Raw genomic sequence first — 16,255 nt, forward strand, 5'->3', positions numbered from 1 at the left:
GATCTCCGGTTCGATCCGCGGGTGGATTAGCTCGTCGAGGCGTACCGGGGCACCGACCGGCAGCTCCATCGCATCGGTCAACCAGGTGATGCCGGGCGCGGCGCAGATGAGCATTTCGTCACCCAGGCCGTCGGTGGTGCCGCGCTCGGGCAGCCGCAACCGGGCACCCGCCTCTTCGGCGACCAGCGCACCGGCCGCCCAGTCCCACCGCTTCAAGCCGACCTCGTACATGCCGTCCAGCCAGCCGGCGCCGACCGCGCACAGGTCCAGCGACGCCACGCCGGCGCGGCGGATGTCGCGCACCTGGCCCATCAGCTCGCCCACGACCGCCGCCTGCGCCTTGCGGCGCTCGGCGTCGTAGGCGAAGCCGGTGCCGATCAGCGACAGGTCTAGCCGGTCGGCGGCCGAGACACGCAAGCGCTGGCCGTCCAGGAACGCGCCGTGCCCGAGGGCGGCGCTCCAGACCCGCCCGGACACCGGCTCGACCACTGCGCCGGCCACCGAACGCCCGTCGACCTGCGCGGCCAGCGACACCGAGTACCAGGGGAACCCGTACAGGTAGTTGACCGTGCCGTCGATCGGGTCGACGACCCAGCGCAGTCCCTCGAGCGCTTCCTCCCCGCCCTCCTCTTCGCCGAGCACCGACTCGCCGGGGCGCAGCTCGGCCAGCCGCTCGCGGACCAGCCGCTCCACCGCGCGATCACCGGCCGTCACGACATCGGTTTCGGTACTCTTCGTGTCAACACCACCGGTGACTGCTTCGTCACGCACAGTACGGGCCAATTTGGCCGCGTCGATCGCGATCTGCACCGCGACCTCGCGCAACGCCATTGCATCTACCTCAGTTGCCAATCCCACGCCCACATCGCAACACAACCCGGTTAAGGTCTGCACACCTCGGTCTGAATCGAATAGGAAGGATCAGCCATGGGGACTGCCCGCGGTTTCGGCGTGGATATCGGCGGGTCCGGCATCAAGGGATGTCCGGTCGACATCGAAGGCGGCGTGCTGGCCGAGGAGCGGATGCGGATCCCGACCCCGCAGCCCTCGACCCCGTCCGCGGTGGCCGACGCCGTCGCCGAGATCGTCGACAAGTTCTCCTGGACGGGCCCGGTCGGCATCACCCTCCCGTGCGTCATCAAGGACGGCACCGCGCTCACCGCGGCGAACGTCGACAAGGGCTGGATCGGCACCGACGCGCAGGCGCTGTTCGCCGAGCGGCTCGGCCGCGCCCGCGAGGACGTCCTGGTGCTCAACGACGCCGACGCCGCCGGGATCGCCGAGATACGCGCCGGCGCCGGCGCCGGGCACCGCGGGCTGGTCGTGGTGCTGACCTTCGGGACCGGGATCGGCAGCGCCATGTTCATCGACGGGAAGCTGGTGCCCAACACCGAGTTCGGGCACATCGAGGTCGACGGCCACGACGCGGAGTCCGAAGCGGCCGCCTCGGTCAAGGACAACCTGGACCTGAGCTACCCGGAGTGGGCCCCGCGGGTCAGCCGCTACATCCAGGGCCTCGAGCAGTTCCTGTGGCCGGACCTGATCATCGCCGGCGGCGGGGTCAGCAGGAAGGGTCACAAGTGGATTCCGCTGCTGGAGACGCGCACCCCGGTCGTGGCCGCGTCGCTGCGCAACGACGCGGGCATCGTCGGCGCCGCCACCGCTGCTACCAGCAGCAACGCCTGACCCGGGGACCATCTAGCACACGCCGGGACGCGCGGACTGCGCCTTGCAGCGGAACCGCACCCCCGGATCGCAGTTACAATGGAACACGGCCCACTTGGTTCGAGGCCCTTCCGCAAGGAGAAAGCACCGGTTTCACCTGGTGTTCTCCCCTTCCGCGCGGGGACTGGAGTCCGGTGGGTTGTTCCCCGACCTTTGGCGGCCGAGGTTTCGCGCCCTCCGGCCAGCCCTGATCGACCGTCGCGAAAGGGCGTACGTGGCAGCCGCAGAAACCGCAACCCGACGCTCCAGCTCCGCCGCAACCGGCGGCGCCCAGTCCGAGTCGGGCCAGTCCCAGGCCACCCCAGCTTCGGAGGCGGCTGCTTCGTCTGACGACCAGACGAAGTCCACCGCCGCGCGGAAGAGCACCAAGAGCTCGACGGGTGCGAAGTCGACGACCCGCAAGGCCGCCCCGAAGACGGCGGCGGCCAAGAAGGGCGCCAAGGCCCCGGCCAAGAAGTCGACCAAGTCGGCTTCCGCCAAGGGCAGCGGCGAGGGCATGGAGATCGACGAACCGATCGAGACCGACCTGACCTCCCCGGACGTCGCCGACCTCGCCGAAGTCGAGGTGGAGATCCCGGAGGAGCCGGTTCCGGACGAGAACTCCAAGGAGTCCGGCGACTTCGTCTGGGACGAGGAGGAGTCCGAGGCGCTGCGCCAGGCGCGCAAGGACGCCGAGCTGACCGCTTCCGCCGACTCGGTGCGCGCGTACCTGAAGCAGATCGGCAAGGTCGCTCTGCTCAACGCCGAGGAAGAGGTCGAGCTCGCCAAGCGCATCGAGGCCGGCCTCTACGGCGCCGAGCGCATCCGGCAGATCGAGGAGTCCGGCGAGCAGCTCACCACCCAGATGCGGCGCGACCTGCGCTGGATCGTGCGGGACGGCGAGCGCGCCAAGAACCACCTGCTGGAGGCGAACCTCCGACTCGTGGTCAGCCTCGCCAAGCGCTACACCGGCCGCGGCATGGCGTTCCTGGACCTGATCCAGGAGGGCAACCTCGGTCTGATCCGCGCGGTGGAGAAGTTCGACTACACCAAGGGCTACAAGTTCTCCACCTACGCGACGTGGTGGATCCGCCAGGCGATCACCCGCGCCATGGCCGACCAGGCCCGCACCATCCGCATCCCGGTGCACATGGTCGAGGTGATCAACAAGCTCGGTCGCATCCAGCGCGAGCTGCTGCAGGACCTGGGCCGCGAGCCCACGCCCGAAGAGCTCGCCAAGGAAATGGACATCACCCCGGAGAAGGTGCTGGAGATCCAGCAGTACGCCCGGGAGCCGATTTCCCTGGACCAGACCATCGGCGACGAGGGCGACAGCCAGCTCGGCGACTTCATCGAGGACTCCGAGGCCGTCGTCGCGGTCGACGCCGTGTCGTTCACGCTGCTGCAGGACCAGCTGCAGTCGGTGCTGGCGACGCTGTCCGAGCGCGAGGCCGGCGTGGTCCGCCTGCGCTTCGGCCTGACCGACGGCCAGCCGCGGACGCTGGACGAGATCGGCCAGGTCTACGGCGTGACCCGCGAGCGCATCCGGCAGATCGAGTCGAAGACGATGTCGAAGCTGCGCCACCCGTCGCGCTCCCAGGTGCTCCGCGACTACCTGGACTGAGGTTCTGCTCGAAGAATGCCGCTGCCCGCACTCCGCGGGCGGCGGCATTCTCCATTTCCGGGGACGAGCGCTCAGCGGCGCCTGCGACGGCGCATCCCGGACTTCGACCGTTCGGTCGATGGTTCTGGCCGCTCTTCGCGACGGGTTCGGCCTCCGTTCAGCGGCGGGAGCGGTCCAACTCGTGAGATTCGCTGTTCGCTTCCAGCGGAAACGGCGTTCACCGATGGCCGTCCGGTCTGTGATCTGAAACACCGAATGTCCGGAATAAGATCCACACCGGACATCTCCGGTGATCGCAACTGGAACCGCATTTTCCCTTGTCACAAGGGTTTTCGCGGATTCGATCACGTTCCGCGAACAGCGCTGCTGCAACCGGGTGCTTCATGGTGACGACCGTCGCCGGTCGGCGCGGGAACACTGACTAGTGCCCGAGCGTCTGGAAGAGTGGAGGCAACGAGCACCGACCCCGCAGCCAGTGGGCCACCGGTGGTCGTAGCAGGATCGAGGGCGTCGGATCACACCGACGCCGGGACGGAGGGAGATCACTATGCCGGGAACGCTCACCCGCCCCGAGCTGACCGCCGCCGACCGCTGCGACCGCTGCGGGGCCGCTGCCAAGCTTCGCGCCGTATTGCCATCCGGTAGCGAGCTTCTGTTCTGCGGGCACCACGCCCGCGCGTACGAGGACGGACTGCGCGAGGTGCAGGCCGACCTCCAGCAGGGCGAGCAGTAAACCACCCGCAAGACGAGATGACCGTGCCCCCGCAGGGCTTCCTGCGGGGGCACGGTCTTTTCGCGGTCCGGTCAGGCGGTGAGGTCGCCGAGGGCGTCGAGGAGGCGTCGGACGTCGGACTCGTTCGTGTAGTGCGACAGGCTCGCGCGCACGCCGCCCTTCGGGCCGATGCCGAGCGCGTGCACCACCTCCCAGGCGTAGGAGTGGCCGTGGGAGACGTTGAGGCCCCGCTCGGCCAGCCGTTCAGCCACCGCCGACGGCTCCAGGTCTCGCAGCCCGAAGAAAGCGGTGGGCGTGCACGGGCCCTGCGGAGCGCCGTAGCGCACCACGCCGTCCAACGCCGCGATCCCGTCGAACAGCGTCCTCGCCAGCGCGTCTTCGTGAGCCAGCACCGCGCGGCGGGAGACCGCCAGGCGCTCGGCCCGGCTGCCGTCGGCGTCGGCGTCGAGCTCGGCCAGGTGCTCCACCGCGGCGACGACACCAGCCATGGCGGCGAACGGGTTGGTGCCGAGCTCGAAGCGGTCCGGCGAGGTGTCCGGCGACGGCTTGAGCTTGTCCGGGTGCAGGTTCTCCAACGTCCACGCGTCCCCTGCCACCACCGCGGCCAGGTGCGGTCCCGCCCACTTGTACGCGCTGGTCGCGTAGAGGTCCGCGCCCAGCTCCGCGAGCTGCACGTGGGCGTGCGGGCAGTGCTGCACGCCGTCGACGTAGGAGATCGCGCCCACCTGGCGGGCTCGGTCGGTGATCGTCCGCAGCTCCGGCATGGTGCCCAGCACGTTGGACGCCGCGGTGACCGCGACCAGTTTGGTGCGTTCGCCGATCAGGTCGGTGACGCGCTGCGCGGGCAGTTCGCCGGTCGCCGGGTCCAGCTCGGCCACGCGCACCGTCGCGCCCGCGCGCTGCGCGTGCTGGACCCACGGCCGGACGTTGGCGTCGTGGTCCAGCTGGGTCACCACGACCTCGTCGCCGGGCCGCCAGCCATCGGCCAGCGCGGCGGCGAACCGGTAGGTCAGGGCGGTCATGCTCGGGCCGAACACCACGCACGCCGGATCGGGCGCCCCGACCAGGTCGGCCACGGCCGCTCGGGCCTCGGCGACGACGCCGCCGGCGCGGCGGCTGGACTCGTACGGCCCGCCCACGTTGGACATCCCGATCCGGTAAGCATCGCTGACGGCGTCGATCACCGGCTGCGGCACCTGGGTGCCCGCCGCGCCGTCCAGCCACGCCCTGCCGTCCGCCAGCGCCGGGTACTGCGCCCGGACCTTCTCCACGTCGAAACCCATGCGCCGACCCTAAGAGACCGGTCACGGCAGCACGCTGCGCCGAACGGGCCACTTCGCAGTTTCAATTGAAACCGCAGAACCCTGGGCGCAGTTTCAATTGAAACTGCTCGTCACCAGGAGCGGAGGGTGGCGATCCGCTCCTCGAGCTGTTCGACCGTGGCCATCGCGGTCGGCGGGCCTCCGCAGGACTTCTGCAGCTCGTTGTAGATCTTGCCGTGCGGCTTGCGGGTCCGGTGGTGGTGCAGCGACACCAGGGTGTTCAGCTCCTTGCGGAGCTTCGCCAGCCGTTCCTGCACGCTCTGCGGCTTCGCGTTCGCGCGCTGCTCGGCCTGCTCGGCGGCCTTCGCCGCCTTCGCGCTGGCCTCCCGCTTGGCGACGTCCTCGAGCTGCTGGGACTGGCGCTGGCGCAGCAGCGCCCGCATCTGGTCGGGTTCCAGCAGGCCCGGCAGGCCGAGGTAGTCCTGCTCCTCCTCGGAGGTGCTGAAGGCCGCGGTGCCGAACGACGAGCCGTCGTAGATCACCTGGTCCAGCTCGGCATCGGCGCCGAGCGAGGTGAACGACTTCTCCTCCTCGCCGGGCTCGTCCTCCTTGCGGTTGGCCTGGGCGAGCAGCTCGTCGTCCCAGCCGTCCTTCTCCCGGTGCGGCTTGCCCAGGACGTGGTCGCGCTGGGCTTCCAGCTGGCTGGCCAGCTCCAGCAGCACCGGCACGCTGGGCAGGAAGACGCTGGCCGTCTCCCCCGGCTTCCGGGACCGCACGAAGCGGCCGATGGCCTGGGCGAAGAACAGCGGGGTCGAAGCGCTGGTGGCGTACACGCCGACGGCCAGCCGCGGCACGTCGACGCCTTCGCTCACCATTCGGACCGCGACCATCCACCGGTCGTCGGACTCGGCGAACTCGGCGATCCGGCCGGAGGCCTGCGGGTCGTCGGAGAGCACCACCACCGGCTCGTCGCCGGTGAGCTTGTGCAGGGTCTTGGCGTAGGCCTTGGCGGTGACGTGGTCGGTGGCGATCACCAGACCGCCGGCGTCGGGCACGCCGCCCTTGCGCAGCTGCGCCAACCGCGTGTCCGCGGCCCGCAGCACGGACGGGATCCACTCCCCCGCCGGGTCCAGGGCGGTTCGCCAGGCGCGGGCGGTCTGCTCGGCCGTCAGCGGCTCGCCGAGCCGGGCGCTGAACTCGTCACCGGCGCTGGTGCGCCACCGCGCCTCGCCGGAGTAGGCCAGGAAGACCACCGGCCGGACCACGCCGTCGTTGAGCGCGTCCGAGTAGCCGTAGGAGTGGTCGGCGCGGCTGCGCAGCGAACCGTCGGCGTCGGGCTCGTAGCCGATGAACGGGATCGGCGAGTCGTCGCTCCGGAACGGCGTACCGGTCAGCGCCAGCCGCCGCACGGCCGGGGTGAAGGCCTCGCGGATCGCGTCGCCCCAGGACTTCGCGTCGCCCGCGTGGTGCACCTCGTCGAGTATCACCAGCGTCTTGCGGCGCTCGGTGCGCACCCGGTGCAGGGCCTCGTGCGCCGCGACCTGCGCGTAGGTGACGACGACGCCCTGGTAGTCGCTGGAGGTGATGCCGTCGGCGTTGCGGAAGTTCGAGTCCAGCGCGATGCCCGCACCCGCCGCCGCCAACGCCCACTGGTGCTTGAGGTGCTCGGTGGGGGCGACGACCGTGACCGCCTCGACCGTCCGGTCCGCCAGCAGCTCCGCCGCGACCCGGAGTCCGAAGGTCGTCTTGCCCGCGCCCGGCGTCGCGACCGCCAGGAAGTCCTGCGGTTTGGTCGACAAGTACTTGGTGAGCGCTCTGCGCTGCCAGGCGCGCAGTGGCCGAGAAGAAGTCTGCGAGGGGTCGCTGAGCACGGATCGGACTGGATTGTCGAGTTGCGCTTCGGACACGCCGGCTCGCCGCTCCTTCCTAGGTCTCCCCATACCTGAATGGCGAGGGCGAGCCGTGGCAACGCCCTGCGAACGCCCGCGAACTGGAGTTCGTCGACTCGCTGCGGGCCGTCGTGCAGCTTACCTTCGCGCCTCGATCTTCACCGGGACGGCCGTGGAGACGAATGCGACACACCGTTTTTCCGGGTGGGCGCTCATCGGCCGGACCGATGCAGCATCCTTATGGGTGCCATGGGTTCGCCGAGTTCGCCAGACAGCCGGGGACGCAGTGCAGCCACCGCACCGCGGGATGCCCCGGTGCGACGTGGACCACTGCGCTTGATCGCGCGCACCCTGGACAAGGCGTGGTGGGACAACATCTTCTCCGAGTCGGCGGCCGCCGCGTTCTGGCAGACGCTGTCGATGCCGCCGCTGCTGCTGGGTCTGCTGGGCAGCCTGGGCTTCCTCGGGGACTGGTTCGGACCGTCGGTCGTCGACGCGGTGCACGACAAGATCCTGGCCTTCTCCCGAACCGTGTTCACCCAGAACGTGGTGGACCAGATCATCGGCCCGACGGTCGCCGACATCCTGACCAAGGGGAAGGGCGAGATCGTCTCGGTCGGCTTCCTGCTGTCGCTGTGGGCGGGCTCGTCCGCGCTGGCGTCGCTGGTCGACTCGATCACCATGGCCTACAACCAGTACCTGGTGCGCAACAGCATCTGGCAGCGGATCTTCGCGCTGCTGCTGTACCTGGTGTGCCTGGTGCTCGCGGTGGTCGGGCTGCCGATCATCGCGCTGGGCCCGGACTGGCTGCCGACGGTCTTCCCGCGCGACTACCAGGACGACATCGCCTGGCTGATCCAGATCTTCTACTACCCGGCGACGGCGATCGGGCTGGTCGTGGCGCTGGCCACGCTGTACAAGGTGGCGGTGCCGCGCAAGCTGCCCTGGCACCGCGGCCTGCCGGGCGCGCTGCTGGCGATGCTGCTGTTCCTGTGCTCGAGCATCGGCCTGCGGCTCTACATCACCTGGGTCACCAGCACCGGCTACACCTACGGCGCGCTGGCGACCCCGATCGCGTTCCTGCTGTTCGCGTTCTTCATCGGTCTGGCGATCATCATGGGCGCCCAGTTCAACAACGCGATCCAGGAGATGTACCCGGCGAAGATGACGCGCCGGGAGCGCCGCCGGTGGCGACGGCTGGAGATGAAGCGCCTCGCGCAGCGCATGCACACCGAAGAGGGCTATCGCGCGTGGCGCAACGGCCAGACCTCGGACGAGGAGAGCGCGCCGGAGGAGCCTGCGGAGCCCGAGGCGCCGGAGAAGCCGGCGGAGCCCAAGGCGCCGGAGAAGCCCGAGAAGGGCGAGACGGTGGAACTACCGCGCAACGGCATTCCGCTGCCGAAGCCGCGGAAGCAGACCGAACCGCGCGGCGGCTAAGCCACCGCGCGGCCGCAGTCGGAAGTCACTCGTCCGAGCCGGGCGGGAGGGACTCGAAGATCTCCTTGCAGTCCGGGCAGACCGGCGACCCCGGCTTCGGCGACTTGGTGACCGGGAAGACCTCACCGCACAGCGCCACCACGTGCGTGCCCATGACCGCGCTCTCGGCGATCTTGTTCTTCTGCACGTAGTGGAACATCTCCGGCCGGTCGTCACTGGTCTGATCAGTGGTCTCGGTCCGGGTGTCGGTCTCCGGCAGCGTCATCGTGCTCATGCCCCAATGATGCCCCACGACGGATGCGAATGGTTCCGGACCGCGCCCGGCGGCTTCCGGAGGCCGGTTCGCACGGGGCCGCGTCAGCTGTCGATCACCTGGTGCTGCCGGGACTCCAGGGCGTGGTGCGAACGGCGGAACCGGTTCACCTTCTCGCTCTTCTTCGCCGGCTTGTCGTTGGCGATGAGCACCGCCATCCACGGCAGCGGGATGGAGATCGCCAGGATGATCAGTGACAGCCACCACAACTGCCACACCTGGAACACCACTGCCGCCAGCACGAGACACGGGATCCGGCTGGCCATCATGATCGCGTACCTGCGGCGACGCGTCGCCTGCTCGTCGTCCAAGGACGGCTTGGCCTCGGTGATCAGCACCGGGGAGTCGTCACGATGTGAACTGTTCACGGCGCTACCTCCACCGTCCATGCTCCCACTCGATCGCCGCCGCCAACACCCTGGGTGCCGCGCGGAATTCACGGCTCGCCCCCGAGGTTGACCAGCACGCCGCACGCGCGAAACCTCCAGGGGTTAGATTCGAGCGGGATCCGAGTCGTGGAGGGTGAATGCTGTACGCGGTGAGCAAGCGGGTCGTCGGCGCGGTCGCGCGGACGGTCTACCGGCCGAAGGTGATCGACGCGGACAAGGTTCCGACCACCGGTCCGGTGATCCTGGCGCCGAACCACCTCGCCGTGCTCGACAGCTTCATCGTCCCGCTGGTCCTGCCCCGCCCGGTCGCGTTCCTGGCCAAGGCCGAGTACTTCAACGGCAGCGGCGCCAAGGGCGCGCTGACGAAGTGGCTGTTCAGCTCGCTGGGCGCGATTCCGGTGGACCGGGGCAAGGGCCGCGCCGCGAAGGAAGCGCTGGACGCCGCGGAGCAGGTGCTGCTCGACGGCGGCGCGTTCGGCATCCACCCCGAGGGCACCCGCTCCCCCGACGGCCGCCTGTACCGGGGCCGCACCGGTGTCGCCCGGCTCGCGCTGAGCACCGGGGCGCCGGTGGTGCCGGTGGCGCTGACCGGCACCGACAAGCTCCAGCCGCGCGGCAAGAAGATCCCGCGCCTGCACCCGGTCTCGGTGCGCTTCGGCGACCCGCTGGACTTCCGCCGCTACGCCGGTCTGGACAGCTCGCTGCCGGTCCTGCGCTCGATCACCGACGAGATCATGTACGCCATCGCGGAGCTCTCCGACCAGGAGTACGTCGACCGGTACCAGCGCCCGGGCGCAGCGGCGGCCTGAGAACGCACCCGTGAGCACTTAGTGGTGCCATGGCGACACAATGTGCTCACGGGTCACTGGAAGTCGATGAACGACGGCGCGACGTGCGCCGTCAGCCAGACCCCGTTCGCGCTGACCCGGAACTCGTGTCCGGCCCGGTGCATCTCGCCCACCCTGATCACCAGGACCACGGGCTTGCCGCGCCGCGCACCCACCCGCTGCGCCGTCTCCCGGTCGGTCGACAGGTGCACGTCCTGGCGCCCCATCGGCCGCAACCCCTCCTGCTTGATCGCGGCGAGGCTGCGGCCGACGGTGCCGTGGAACAGGAACGCGGGCGGCTCGGCGACCGGCAGGTCGAGGTCGACCTGGACCGAATGCCCCTGGCTGGCCCGGATCCGGTCGCCGTCGATCACGTAGCGCTGCTTGTCGTTGCTCGCGACGACCTCGGCCAGCTCCGCCCGCGAGATCGGGAACCGGTGCGCGGCAGCGGCGGCGAGCAGCACCTCGACGTCCACCCAGCCGTTCGCGTCGAGCTCGACGCCGATGCGTTCCGGCTGGTGCCGCAGGTGCTTGGCCAGGTACTTCGAAACCCGCACCAACCGCTGCTCGTCCACCACGGGCCAACGCTAACCGCCCGGGCGACCCGACGTCGACCGGTTTTCGATCAGCCCTTGGCGGCCTTGGCGGCGGCCTTCTGCTCCTTCTTCCAGGCCCGGACCTCGTTGAGGGTCTGCTCGTCGACGACGTCGGCGATCGATCGGCGGGAGCCTTCCTCCCCGTAACCCCCGGCGGCCTCGCGCCACCCGGTGGGTTCGACGCCCCGCTGCTTGCCCAGCAGCGCGAGGAAGATCCGCGCCTTCTGGTCGCCGTAGCCCGGCAGCGCCTTGAGCCGCTTCAGCACTTCCTTGCCGTCCGGGTCGCCCTCGGTCCAGATCGCCTCGGTCCGGCCGTCGTAGTGCTCGACGACGTACTGGGCCAGCGCGTGCACCCGCTTGCCCATCGAACCGCCGTACCGGTGGATCGCCGGCTTCTGCACGCACAGCTCGACGAACTCGTCCAAGTCAGACTCGGCGATCTTGGTGACGTCGAACCCGCCCATCCGCTCGGCGATCTTCTTCGGCCCGGCGAACGCGACCTCCATCGCCACCTGCTGATCGAGCAGCATCCCGGTGAGCAGCGCGAACGGGTCGTCGCTGAGCAGCTTGTCGGCCTCGGCATCGCCGGTCAGGTTGAGCTTCTTCGGCATGGCTACATCGTCGCACGCCACTCCACCAAGCCTCCTTCGCAAGGAGAGCCGAGACAGCTCGCCGTACGCGACACGACGCCATCCGCGCTCAGGTCGCCGACGATGAAACCGAAGCGACCGAAGCCGAGGCAGCCGAAAACGCCGCCGCCCTCGAGTTCACTCCACCTGCGCATCAGTCAGCTCTTCGACGCCGAGAAGAAGCGATAGGTGAGCCGACGCAAGAAACCAATGCGCGCTGAGAGGTGCGCTCGGCATAGAGGCGCCGGTGCGCAACCGATCGAAAAACGCTTGGAGATCATCTACGAGGTCCCCGCCGACCGGCTGCAACCATCCGATGCCGGCTAGCGCTCCTGCTTGCTCGCCCGCCACTCCGGGGCCAGGACGGACCAGATCTCCAGGTCCTGCCGTTCACCGCGGTGCAGGCCGGCTCCGCGGAGCGTGCCGTCCTTGACCATGCCCAGCCGCTTGGCCACCGCGATGCTGGCCTGGTTCGCCGCCGAGACGCGCCACTCCACCCGGTGGATGCCGCGCTCCTCCACGGCCCAGTCGATGATCACCTGCGCCGCCCTGGTGACCAGTCCCCGGCCCGCCGCCGACGGCTCCAGCCAGCAGCCCGCCTCGGCGATGCCGCGCGGGACGTCCATCGTCCGGAAGAGAACACCGCCGACCAGCTGGTCCTGCACCCAGATCCCGTAGATCCGCGCGGTGTCGGCCGCGGCCTTCGCCGCGTACTGCTGGAGGAACGAGCGGCTCGAATCCAGATCGGTGACCATGTCAGCCAGCCCGATGTGCTGACCGATGAATTCCCTCCCCCGGTTCATGTGGGCCAGGAACTCCTCCGCCGACCACGGCTCCAGCGGGCGGAGCTCAGCGCCGTCGTCACCCAGGGAAATCGAGAACATCGCGACCTTCCACGACCGAATGCAGCGGGACCGCGGTGAAGATTGCCGCACCGGGACGCCTGTGCAAAGCGCTTTTCGCCAGAAACCCGGCCCGCCCGACGCCCGGCCGCTGGGACCCGCCGAAGCATCCGAAAATCAGGTGCGCTTCCCGGCGTCCGGCTGGAAGTCTTTCGCGATGACCGACGAACCCACTCCCGAGCAGCACCGCAAGCCTGACGTTCGGATCGTGCACCTGAGCGGCCCCGTGTTCCAGGCACTGGCCGCCGGGGATCTGGCTGCGGCGAACGCTGTCAGCCCAGTGCCCCTCACCACCCACTTCACCGACCCGGACTGGCGCGGGGTGTGGTTGATGCGCGGCGAGCAGGCCGAGGAGGATCCCGCCAGCGCCGGGTGGGTGACCGGAGTCATCTGGGACGAGCAGCGTCAGCTGGCGGTCGGCCACGCCGGCTACCACGGACCTCCGGACGCATCGGGGTTGGTGGAGATCGGTTACGCGGTCGATCCCGCGCACCGCCGGCGCGGTTACGCCCGCGCAGCGCTGGAATCCCTCCTCGAGCGCGCTGCCCGGGAGCCAGGAGTGCGCACGGTCCGGGTCACCATCAGCCCGGACAACACGGCGTCCTACCGGTTGGCGTCCCAGTACGGCTTCATCGAGGTCGGAGACCAGTGGGACGAAGAGGACGGCTTGGAGATCATCTACGAGATCCCCGCGGATCAGCTGTGATCGGGAGCCAGCACGGGCCGCGGCAGCAGATCGCCGCCTGCACGGGCGCCGACAGCTGAAGTTCGCATCGCCGGTGCGGCACGCGCACGACCGAAAACGCTTTGCGGTCGAAGATCGGCACGTGTGACGCTGCCGACGTGGAGATGCACGCCGACCAGTTGACCGTGTCACCGGAGATGGTGCGCGAGTTGGTTGATGAGCAGTTCCCCGAGTGGTGCGGGTTGCCCATCCGGGAGCTCGCTTCGGAGGGGACCGTCAACGCGATCTTCCGCATCGGCGAGGACTTCGCGGCTCGGTTTCCGTTGGAGCCCGGAGACGTCGAATCTGTGCGGCGGAAGCGGGAGGAAGAGGCCTCCGCAGCTCGTGAGCTGTTCGGGCGCACGCGGTTCCGCACTCCTGAGCCGGTCGCGTTCGGCGAGCCCGGGGCCGGGTATCCGCTTCCGTGGTCGGTGCAGAGCTGGCTGCCCGGGGTCGTGGCCACCGAGGAAGATCCGCGCGAATCGGTCGCTTTCGCACGTGACCTGGGCGAGTTCATCCGCGGTGTTCGGTCGATCGACACGCGCGGGCGGACGTTCTCCGGGGACGGCCGGGGCGGCGACCTGCGATCGCACGACGCGTGGCTGGAGACCTGCTTCGGCAACAGCGTCGGACTCCTCGACGTCGCGCGGCTCCGGCAGGTGTGGGAAGCCCTGCGAGAGCTGCCCCGCGATTCGCCCGATGTGATGACGCACGGCGACCTGATTCCCGGCAACGTGCTCGTGTCCCGCGGGCGGCTGGCCGGGATCATCGACGTCGGCGGGCTGGGGCCGGCCGATCCCGCGCTGGACCTCGTCGCGGCCTGGCACCTGCTCGACGGGGAACCGCGGCAGGCGCTGCGCGACGAGCTCGGCTGCGGCCACCTCGAGTGGGAGCGCGGCAAGGCGTGGGCGTTCGTGCAGGCCATGGGCCTGGTCTGGTACTACGTCGAGAGCAACCCGACCATGAGCCTGCTGGGCAGGCGCACCTTGGAACGCGTCCTGGCGGGCTGAGCTCATCGTTCGGCGGGCGGATGCGCCGTTCGGCGGGCGGATGCGCCGTTCGGCGGGCGTGTGAGGATTCGGGGCGTGATTCCAGATCTGTCCCACGACCGCATCGACCGACTTCGCGACGCGTTTCGCGCCGCTGGATACGACGCCGACGGCGTCGTCGAACTGCTCGGCCCGGAAGCGCACATCTCCCTCGGGCGCGGCGAGCTGGTGCCCGCGCTGCGCGCCACTGCCGACGGCGGGCCGCTCGGCACCCTCATCCGCCTGTTCCTGCTCGGCCAGGCCGAGCCGCAGGCCGCCGTCGAGGCCGCTTTCGCGCCGCTGCCGCTGGCCGAAGCGCAGGCCGCCGGGATCGTCGTCGCCGACGGCGACCGGGTGCGCGCCGGGCTCGACGTCCGCCCGCACGGCGTCGGCGACGACTCGTGGTGGGTGATGTCCGACCTGGACTCGGAGCTGCGCGGCGGGCGCCCGGTCGAGCCGGACCACGTGCTCGGCATCGGGCACGCTTCGCTGAGCCTGGTCCGGGCCACCTCGCGGCGGGAGGTCGGCTCGGTGCTCGACCTGGGCACCGGCTGCGGTGTGCAGGCCCTGCACGCGAGCAAGCACGCTCAGCGGATCACCGCGACCGATGTCTCGAAGCGGGCGTTGGCGCTGGCCGACGCGACGTTCCGGCTCAACGAGCTCGACGTCGAGCTCGCCGAGGGCGAGTGGTTCGAGCCGGTGCGCGGGCGCCGCTTCGACATGGTGGTGTGCAACCCGCCGTTCGTGGTGGGGCCGCCGCGCACCGACTTCACCTACCGGGACTCCGGCCTGGCCGGTGACGACGCGAGCGCGCTGGTGGTGCGCCAGCTGCCCTCCTTCCTCAACGAGGGCGGCACCGGGCAGCTGCTGGCGTCCTGGGTGCACCGCGAAGGCGAGGACTGGGAGGACCGCGTGTCCCGGTGGCTGCCGCCGGGCGCCGGGGTGGACGCCTGGTTCGTGCAGCGCGACGTCGCCGACCCGGCGCTGTACGTCGGCACCTGGCTGCGCGACGCGGGCTACGACCTGCGCTCACCCGCGGGCCAGCAGAAGGCCGGCGAGTGGCTGGACTGGTTCGAGGACAACGGCGTGCTCGGCATCGGGTTCGGGTTCGTCACCCTTCGCCGCACCGACGCCGAGCGCGGCGAGGTCGTCTGCGAGGACCTGCGGCACGCCTTCGAGGACCCGCTGGGCCCGGAGTCGGACCAGTGGCTGCGGCGCGTCGACTGGCTGCGCGCGCACGGCTCGAACGACGGGCTGCTGGCCGCACGCCTGATCACCGCGGACAGCACCGTGCTGGAGCAGGTGTCCGCGCCCGGCGACGAGGGCTGGAGCCCGCTGGTGCACCGCCTGCACCGCACCGACGGCCCGGGCTGGCAGCACGAGGTCGACGAGCTCGGCGTGCGGCTGCTCGCCGGGTGCCGGGGCGCGCTGCCGCTGGAGGAGCTGATCGAACTGCTCGCGATGGGATTCGGCGAGGACTCCGAGGAACTGACCCGCGCCGCGCTGCCCGTGGTGCGCGAGCTCATCCGGCACGGAATGCTCGTTCCGGCGGAATGGGCGGGTGGTGCGCAATGAGGGCAATCGCCACTCGGGTCACTCGGGCCTCGGTAACGGTCGATGGCGTCGTCGTCGGCAAGATCGAAGAGCCCGGGCTGTTAGTGCTATTGGGTGTGACGCATTCCGACGGGCGTGAAGAAGTCGTCAAAATGGCGCGCAAACTGCACGAGATTCGCGCGCTGCGCGACGAGGAGTCCTGCGCCACGACCGGGGCACCGCTGCTCGTCGTAAGCCAGTTCACGCTGTACGGCTCGACCCGCAAGGGACGCCGCCCGTCGTGGACCGAGGCAGCCAGCCCGGAGCACGCCGAACCGCTGGTGGAGGCGGTCGTGGCGGAGCTGCGGGAGCGCGGCGCGCGGGTGTCCACGGGGACCTTCGGGGCGATGATGTCGGTGGAGAGCGTCAACGACGGGCCATTCACACTTTTGGTCGAGGTGTAAATGTAACGAGGATTCTCAGGAAATCCTCAGACTTGGTGGCGCAACGGATGTGACCGCCATGACGTCTCCCAATCGAGAACTTCGGGAACGAATTCGGCACGCCGGTCGTTTTCCAGGTAACGAAGCTTCGACGGCCATGCCGAGAGGTGCCCCGCACTGATCGACAACACCCGGAGGAGACGTCGACGCGCAAGCCCGTAC

Annotated in this window: 17 protein-coding genes; 9 read left to right on the forward strand and 8 right to left on the reverse strand. The window is 69.9% G+C overall.

Going from position 1 to position 16,255, the window contains the following annotated elements:
* Positions 1-831 (reverse strand): inositol monophosphatase family protein (locus ABTZ89_RS00795; RefSeq protein WP_351038636.1); only part of this gene is annotated, 831 nt, incomplete at its 3' end.
* Positions 832-927: 96 nt separating this feature from the next.
* Between ABTZ89_RS00795 and ppgK the strand changes: the two genes are divergently transcribed.
* The 3 genes from ppgK (at position 928) to ABTZ89_RS00810 (ending at position 4,061) form a co-directional block, all read left to right on the forward strand.
* Positions 928-1,686 (forward strand): polyphosphate--glucose phosphotransferase, encoded by a 759-nt coding sequence (gene ppgK / locus ABTZ89_RS00800; RefSeq protein ID WP_351038638.1) that lies wholly within the window; start codon positions 928-930, stop codon positions 1,684-1,686.
* A 253-nt stretch (positions 1,687-1,939) separates the two neighbouring features.
* Positions 1,940-3,328: an RNA polymerase sigma factor gene (locus tag ABTZ89_RS00805; protein WP_408641820.1), complete on the forward strand. Its 1,389-nt coding sequence runs from the start codon at positions 1,940-1,942 to the stop codon at positions 3,326-3,328.
* Positions 3,329-3,875: 547 nt separating this feature from the next.
* Complete coding sequence (locus tag ABTZ89_RS00810) at positions 3,876-4,061, forward strand: DUF7455 domain-containing protein (RefSeq protein WP_270947977.1); 186 nt, start codon at positions 3,876-3,878, stop codon at positions 4,059-4,061.
* A gap of 71 nt (positions 4,062-4,132) precedes the next feature.
* Here ABTZ89_RS00810 and ABTZ89_RS00815 read toward each other — a convergent pair whose 3' ends face one another.
* Together ABTZ89_RS00815 and ABTZ89_RS00820 are read right to left on the reverse strand one after the other, a co-directional pair.
* A complete protein-coding gene (locus ABTZ89_RS00815) occupies positions 4,133-5,344 on the reverse strand; it encodes a cysteine desulfurase-like protein (protein WP_351038641.1) in 1,212 nt (403 codons plus the stop codon).
* A gap of 110 nt (positions 5,345-5,454) precedes the next feature.
* Positions 5,455-7,230: a DEAD/DEAH box helicase gene (locus ABTZ89_RS00820; RefSeq protein WP_270947979.1), complete on the reverse strand. Its 1,776-nt coding sequence runs from the start codon at positions 7,228-7,230 to the stop codon at positions 5,455-5,457.
* A 297-nt stretch (positions 7,231-7,527) separates the two neighbouring features.
* Here ABTZ89_RS00820 and ABTZ89_RS00825 point away from each other — a divergent pair, with 297 nt between their 5' ends.
* Positions 7,528-8,649 carry a YihY/virulence factor BrkB family protein gene (locus tag ABTZ89_RS00825; protein WP_351038643.1) on the forward strand — a complete coding sequence of 374 codons (1,122 nt, stop codon included), beginning with the start codon at positions 7,528-7,530 and terminating at the stop codon, positions 8,647-8,649.
* Between the two features lie 25 nt (positions 8,650-8,674).
* Here the strand turns inward: ABTZ89_RS00825 and ABTZ89_RS00830 are convergent, their stop codons facing one another.
* Positions 8,675-8,923 (reverse strand): DUF3039 domain-containing protein, encoded by a 249-nt coding sequence (locus ABTZ89_RS00830; RefSeq protein WP_270947981.1) that lies wholly within the window; start codon positions 8,921-8,923, stop codon positions 8,675-8,677.
* Positions 8,924-9,006: 83 nt separating this feature from the next.
* The gene (locus ABTZ89_RS00835) at positions 9,007-9,351 is read right to left on the reverse strand and encodes a DUF3099 domain-containing protein (RefSeq protein ID WP_270947982.1); all 345 of its coding nucleotides are present in this window, start codon (positions 9,349-9,351) and stop codon (positions 9,007-9,009) included.
* A gap of 137 nt (positions 9,352-9,488) precedes the next feature.
* Between ABTZ89_RS00835 and ABTZ89_RS00840 the strand changes: the two genes are divergently transcribed.
* The gene (locus tag ABTZ89_RS00840; protein WP_270947983.1) at positions 9,489-10,160 is read left to right on the forward strand and encodes a lysophospholipid acyltransferase family protein; all 672 of its coding nucleotides are present in this window, start codon (positions 9,489-9,491) and stop codon (positions 10,158-10,160) included.
* A gap of 53 nt (positions 10,161-10,213) precedes the next feature.
* Here the strand turns inward: ABTZ89_RS00840 and ABTZ89_RS00845 are convergent, their stop codons facing one another.
* The 3 genes from ABTZ89_RS00845 to ABTZ89_RS00855 form a co-directional block, all read right to left on the reverse strand.
* The gene (locus ABTZ89_RS00845) at positions 10,214-10,753 is read right to left on the reverse strand and encodes an RNA 2'-phosphotransferase (RefSeq protein ID WP_351038712.1); all 540 of its coding nucleotides are present in this window, start codon (positions 10,751-10,753) and stop codon (positions 10,214-10,216) included.
* Between the two features lie 50 nt (positions 10,754-10,803).
* Positions 10,804-11,385: an HhH-GPD-type base excision DNA repair protein gene (locus ABTZ89_RS00850; RefSeq protein WP_270947984.1), complete on the reverse strand. Its 582-nt coding sequence runs from the start codon at positions 11,383-11,385 to the stop codon at positions 10,804-10,806.
* A gap of 341 nt (positions 11,386-11,726) precedes the next feature.
* Positions 11,727-12,287: a GNAT family N-acetyltransferase gene (locus ABTZ89_RS00855; protein WP_270947985.1), complete on the reverse strand. Its 561-nt coding sequence runs from the start codon at positions 12,285-12,287 to the stop codon at positions 11,727-11,729.
* Between the two features lie 175 nt (positions 12,288-12,462).
* Between ABTZ89_RS00855 and ABTZ89_RS00860 the strand changes: the two genes are divergently transcribed.
* The 4 genes from ABTZ89_RS00860 (at position 12,463) to dtd (ending at position 16,054) form a co-directional block, all read left to right on the forward strand.
* A complete protein-coding gene (locus ABTZ89_RS00860; RefSeq protein WP_351038647.1) occupies positions 12,463-13,011 on the forward strand; it encodes a GNAT family N-acetyltransferase in 549 nt (182 codons plus the stop codon).
* Positions 13,012-13,154: 143 nt separating this feature from the next.
* Positions 13,155-14,039: an aminoglycoside phosphotransferase family protein gene (locus ABTZ89_RS00865; protein WP_270948037.1), complete on the forward strand. Its 885-nt coding sequence runs from the start codon at positions 13,155-13,157 to the stop codon at positions 14,037-14,039.
* A gap of 75 nt (positions 14,040-14,114) precedes the next feature.
* Positions 14,115-15,632 (forward strand): N5-glutamine methyltransferase family protein, encoded by a 1,518-nt coding sequence (locus ABTZ89_RS00870; protein WP_270947987.1) that lies wholly within the window; start codon positions 14,115-14,117, stop codon positions 15,630-15,632.
* Positions 15,629-16,054, forward strand: coding sequence for a D-aminoacyl-tRNA deacylase (gene dtd, locus ABTZ89_RS00875; RefSeq protein ID WP_351038649.1), 426 nt, complete (start codon positions 15,629-15,631; stop codon positions 16,052-16,054). Before ABTZ89_RS00870 ends, dtd begins: the two co-directional genes overlap by 4 nt.
* Positions 16,055-16,255 lie beyond the last annotated feature (201 nt).

The sequence above is a fragment of the Saccharopolyspora sp. NPDC002686 genome (assembly GCF_040295745.1).
GTDB classification, from domain to species: Bacteria; Actinomycetota; Actinomycetes; order Mycobacteriales; family Pseudonocardiaceae; genus Saccharopolyspora; species Saccharopolyspora oryzae.

Excerpts from the sequence above, each read along its gene's own strand:
- ppgK (WP_351038638.1), top strand. The coding sequence starts at position 928 with ATGGGGACTGCCCGCGGTTTCGGCGTGGATATCGGCGGGTCCGGCATC.
- ABTZ89_RS00810 (WP_270947977.1), top strand. The coding sequence starts at position 3,876 with ATGCCGGGAACGCTCACCCGCCCCGAGCTGACCGCCGCCGACCGCTGC.
- ABTZ89_RS00815 (WP_351038641.1), bottom strand. The coding sequence starts at position 5,344 with ATGGGTTTCGACGTGGAGAAGGTCCGGGCGCAGTACCCGGCGCTGGCG.
- ABTZ89_RS00830 (WP_270947981.1), bottom strand. The coding sequence starts at position 8,923 with ATGAGCACGATGACGCTGCCGGAGACCGACACCCGGACCGAGACCACT.
- ABTZ89_RS00835 (WP_270947982.1), bottom strand. The coding sequence starts at position 9,351 with ATGGACGGTGGAGGTAGCGCCGTGAACAGTTCACATCGTGACGACTCC.
- ABTZ89_RS00840 (WP_270947983.1), top strand. The coding sequence starts at position 9,489 with ATGCTGTACGCGGTGAGCAAGCGGGTCGTCGGCGCGGTCGCGCGGACG.
- ABTZ89_RS00850 (WP_270947984.1), bottom strand. The coding sequence starts at position 11,385 with ATGCCGAAGAAGCTCAACCTGACCGGCGATGCCGAGGCCGACAAGCTG.
- ABTZ89_RS00855 (WP_270947985.1), bottom strand. The coding sequence starts at position 12,287 with ATGTTCTCGATTTCCCTGGGTGACGACGGCGCTGAGCTCCGCCCGCTG.
- ABTZ89_RS00860 (WP_351038647.1), top strand. The coding sequence starts at position 12,463 with ATGACCGACGAACCCACTCCCGAGCAGCACCGCAAGCCTGACGTTCGG.
- ABTZ89_RS00865 (WP_270948037.1), top strand. The coding sequence starts at position 13,155 with ATGCACGCCGACCAGTTGACCGTGTCACCGGAGATGGTGCGCGAGTTG.
- dtd (WP_351038649.1), top strand. The coding sequence starts at position 15,629 with ATGAGGGCAATCGCCACTCGGGTCACTCGGGCCTCGGTAACGGTCGAT.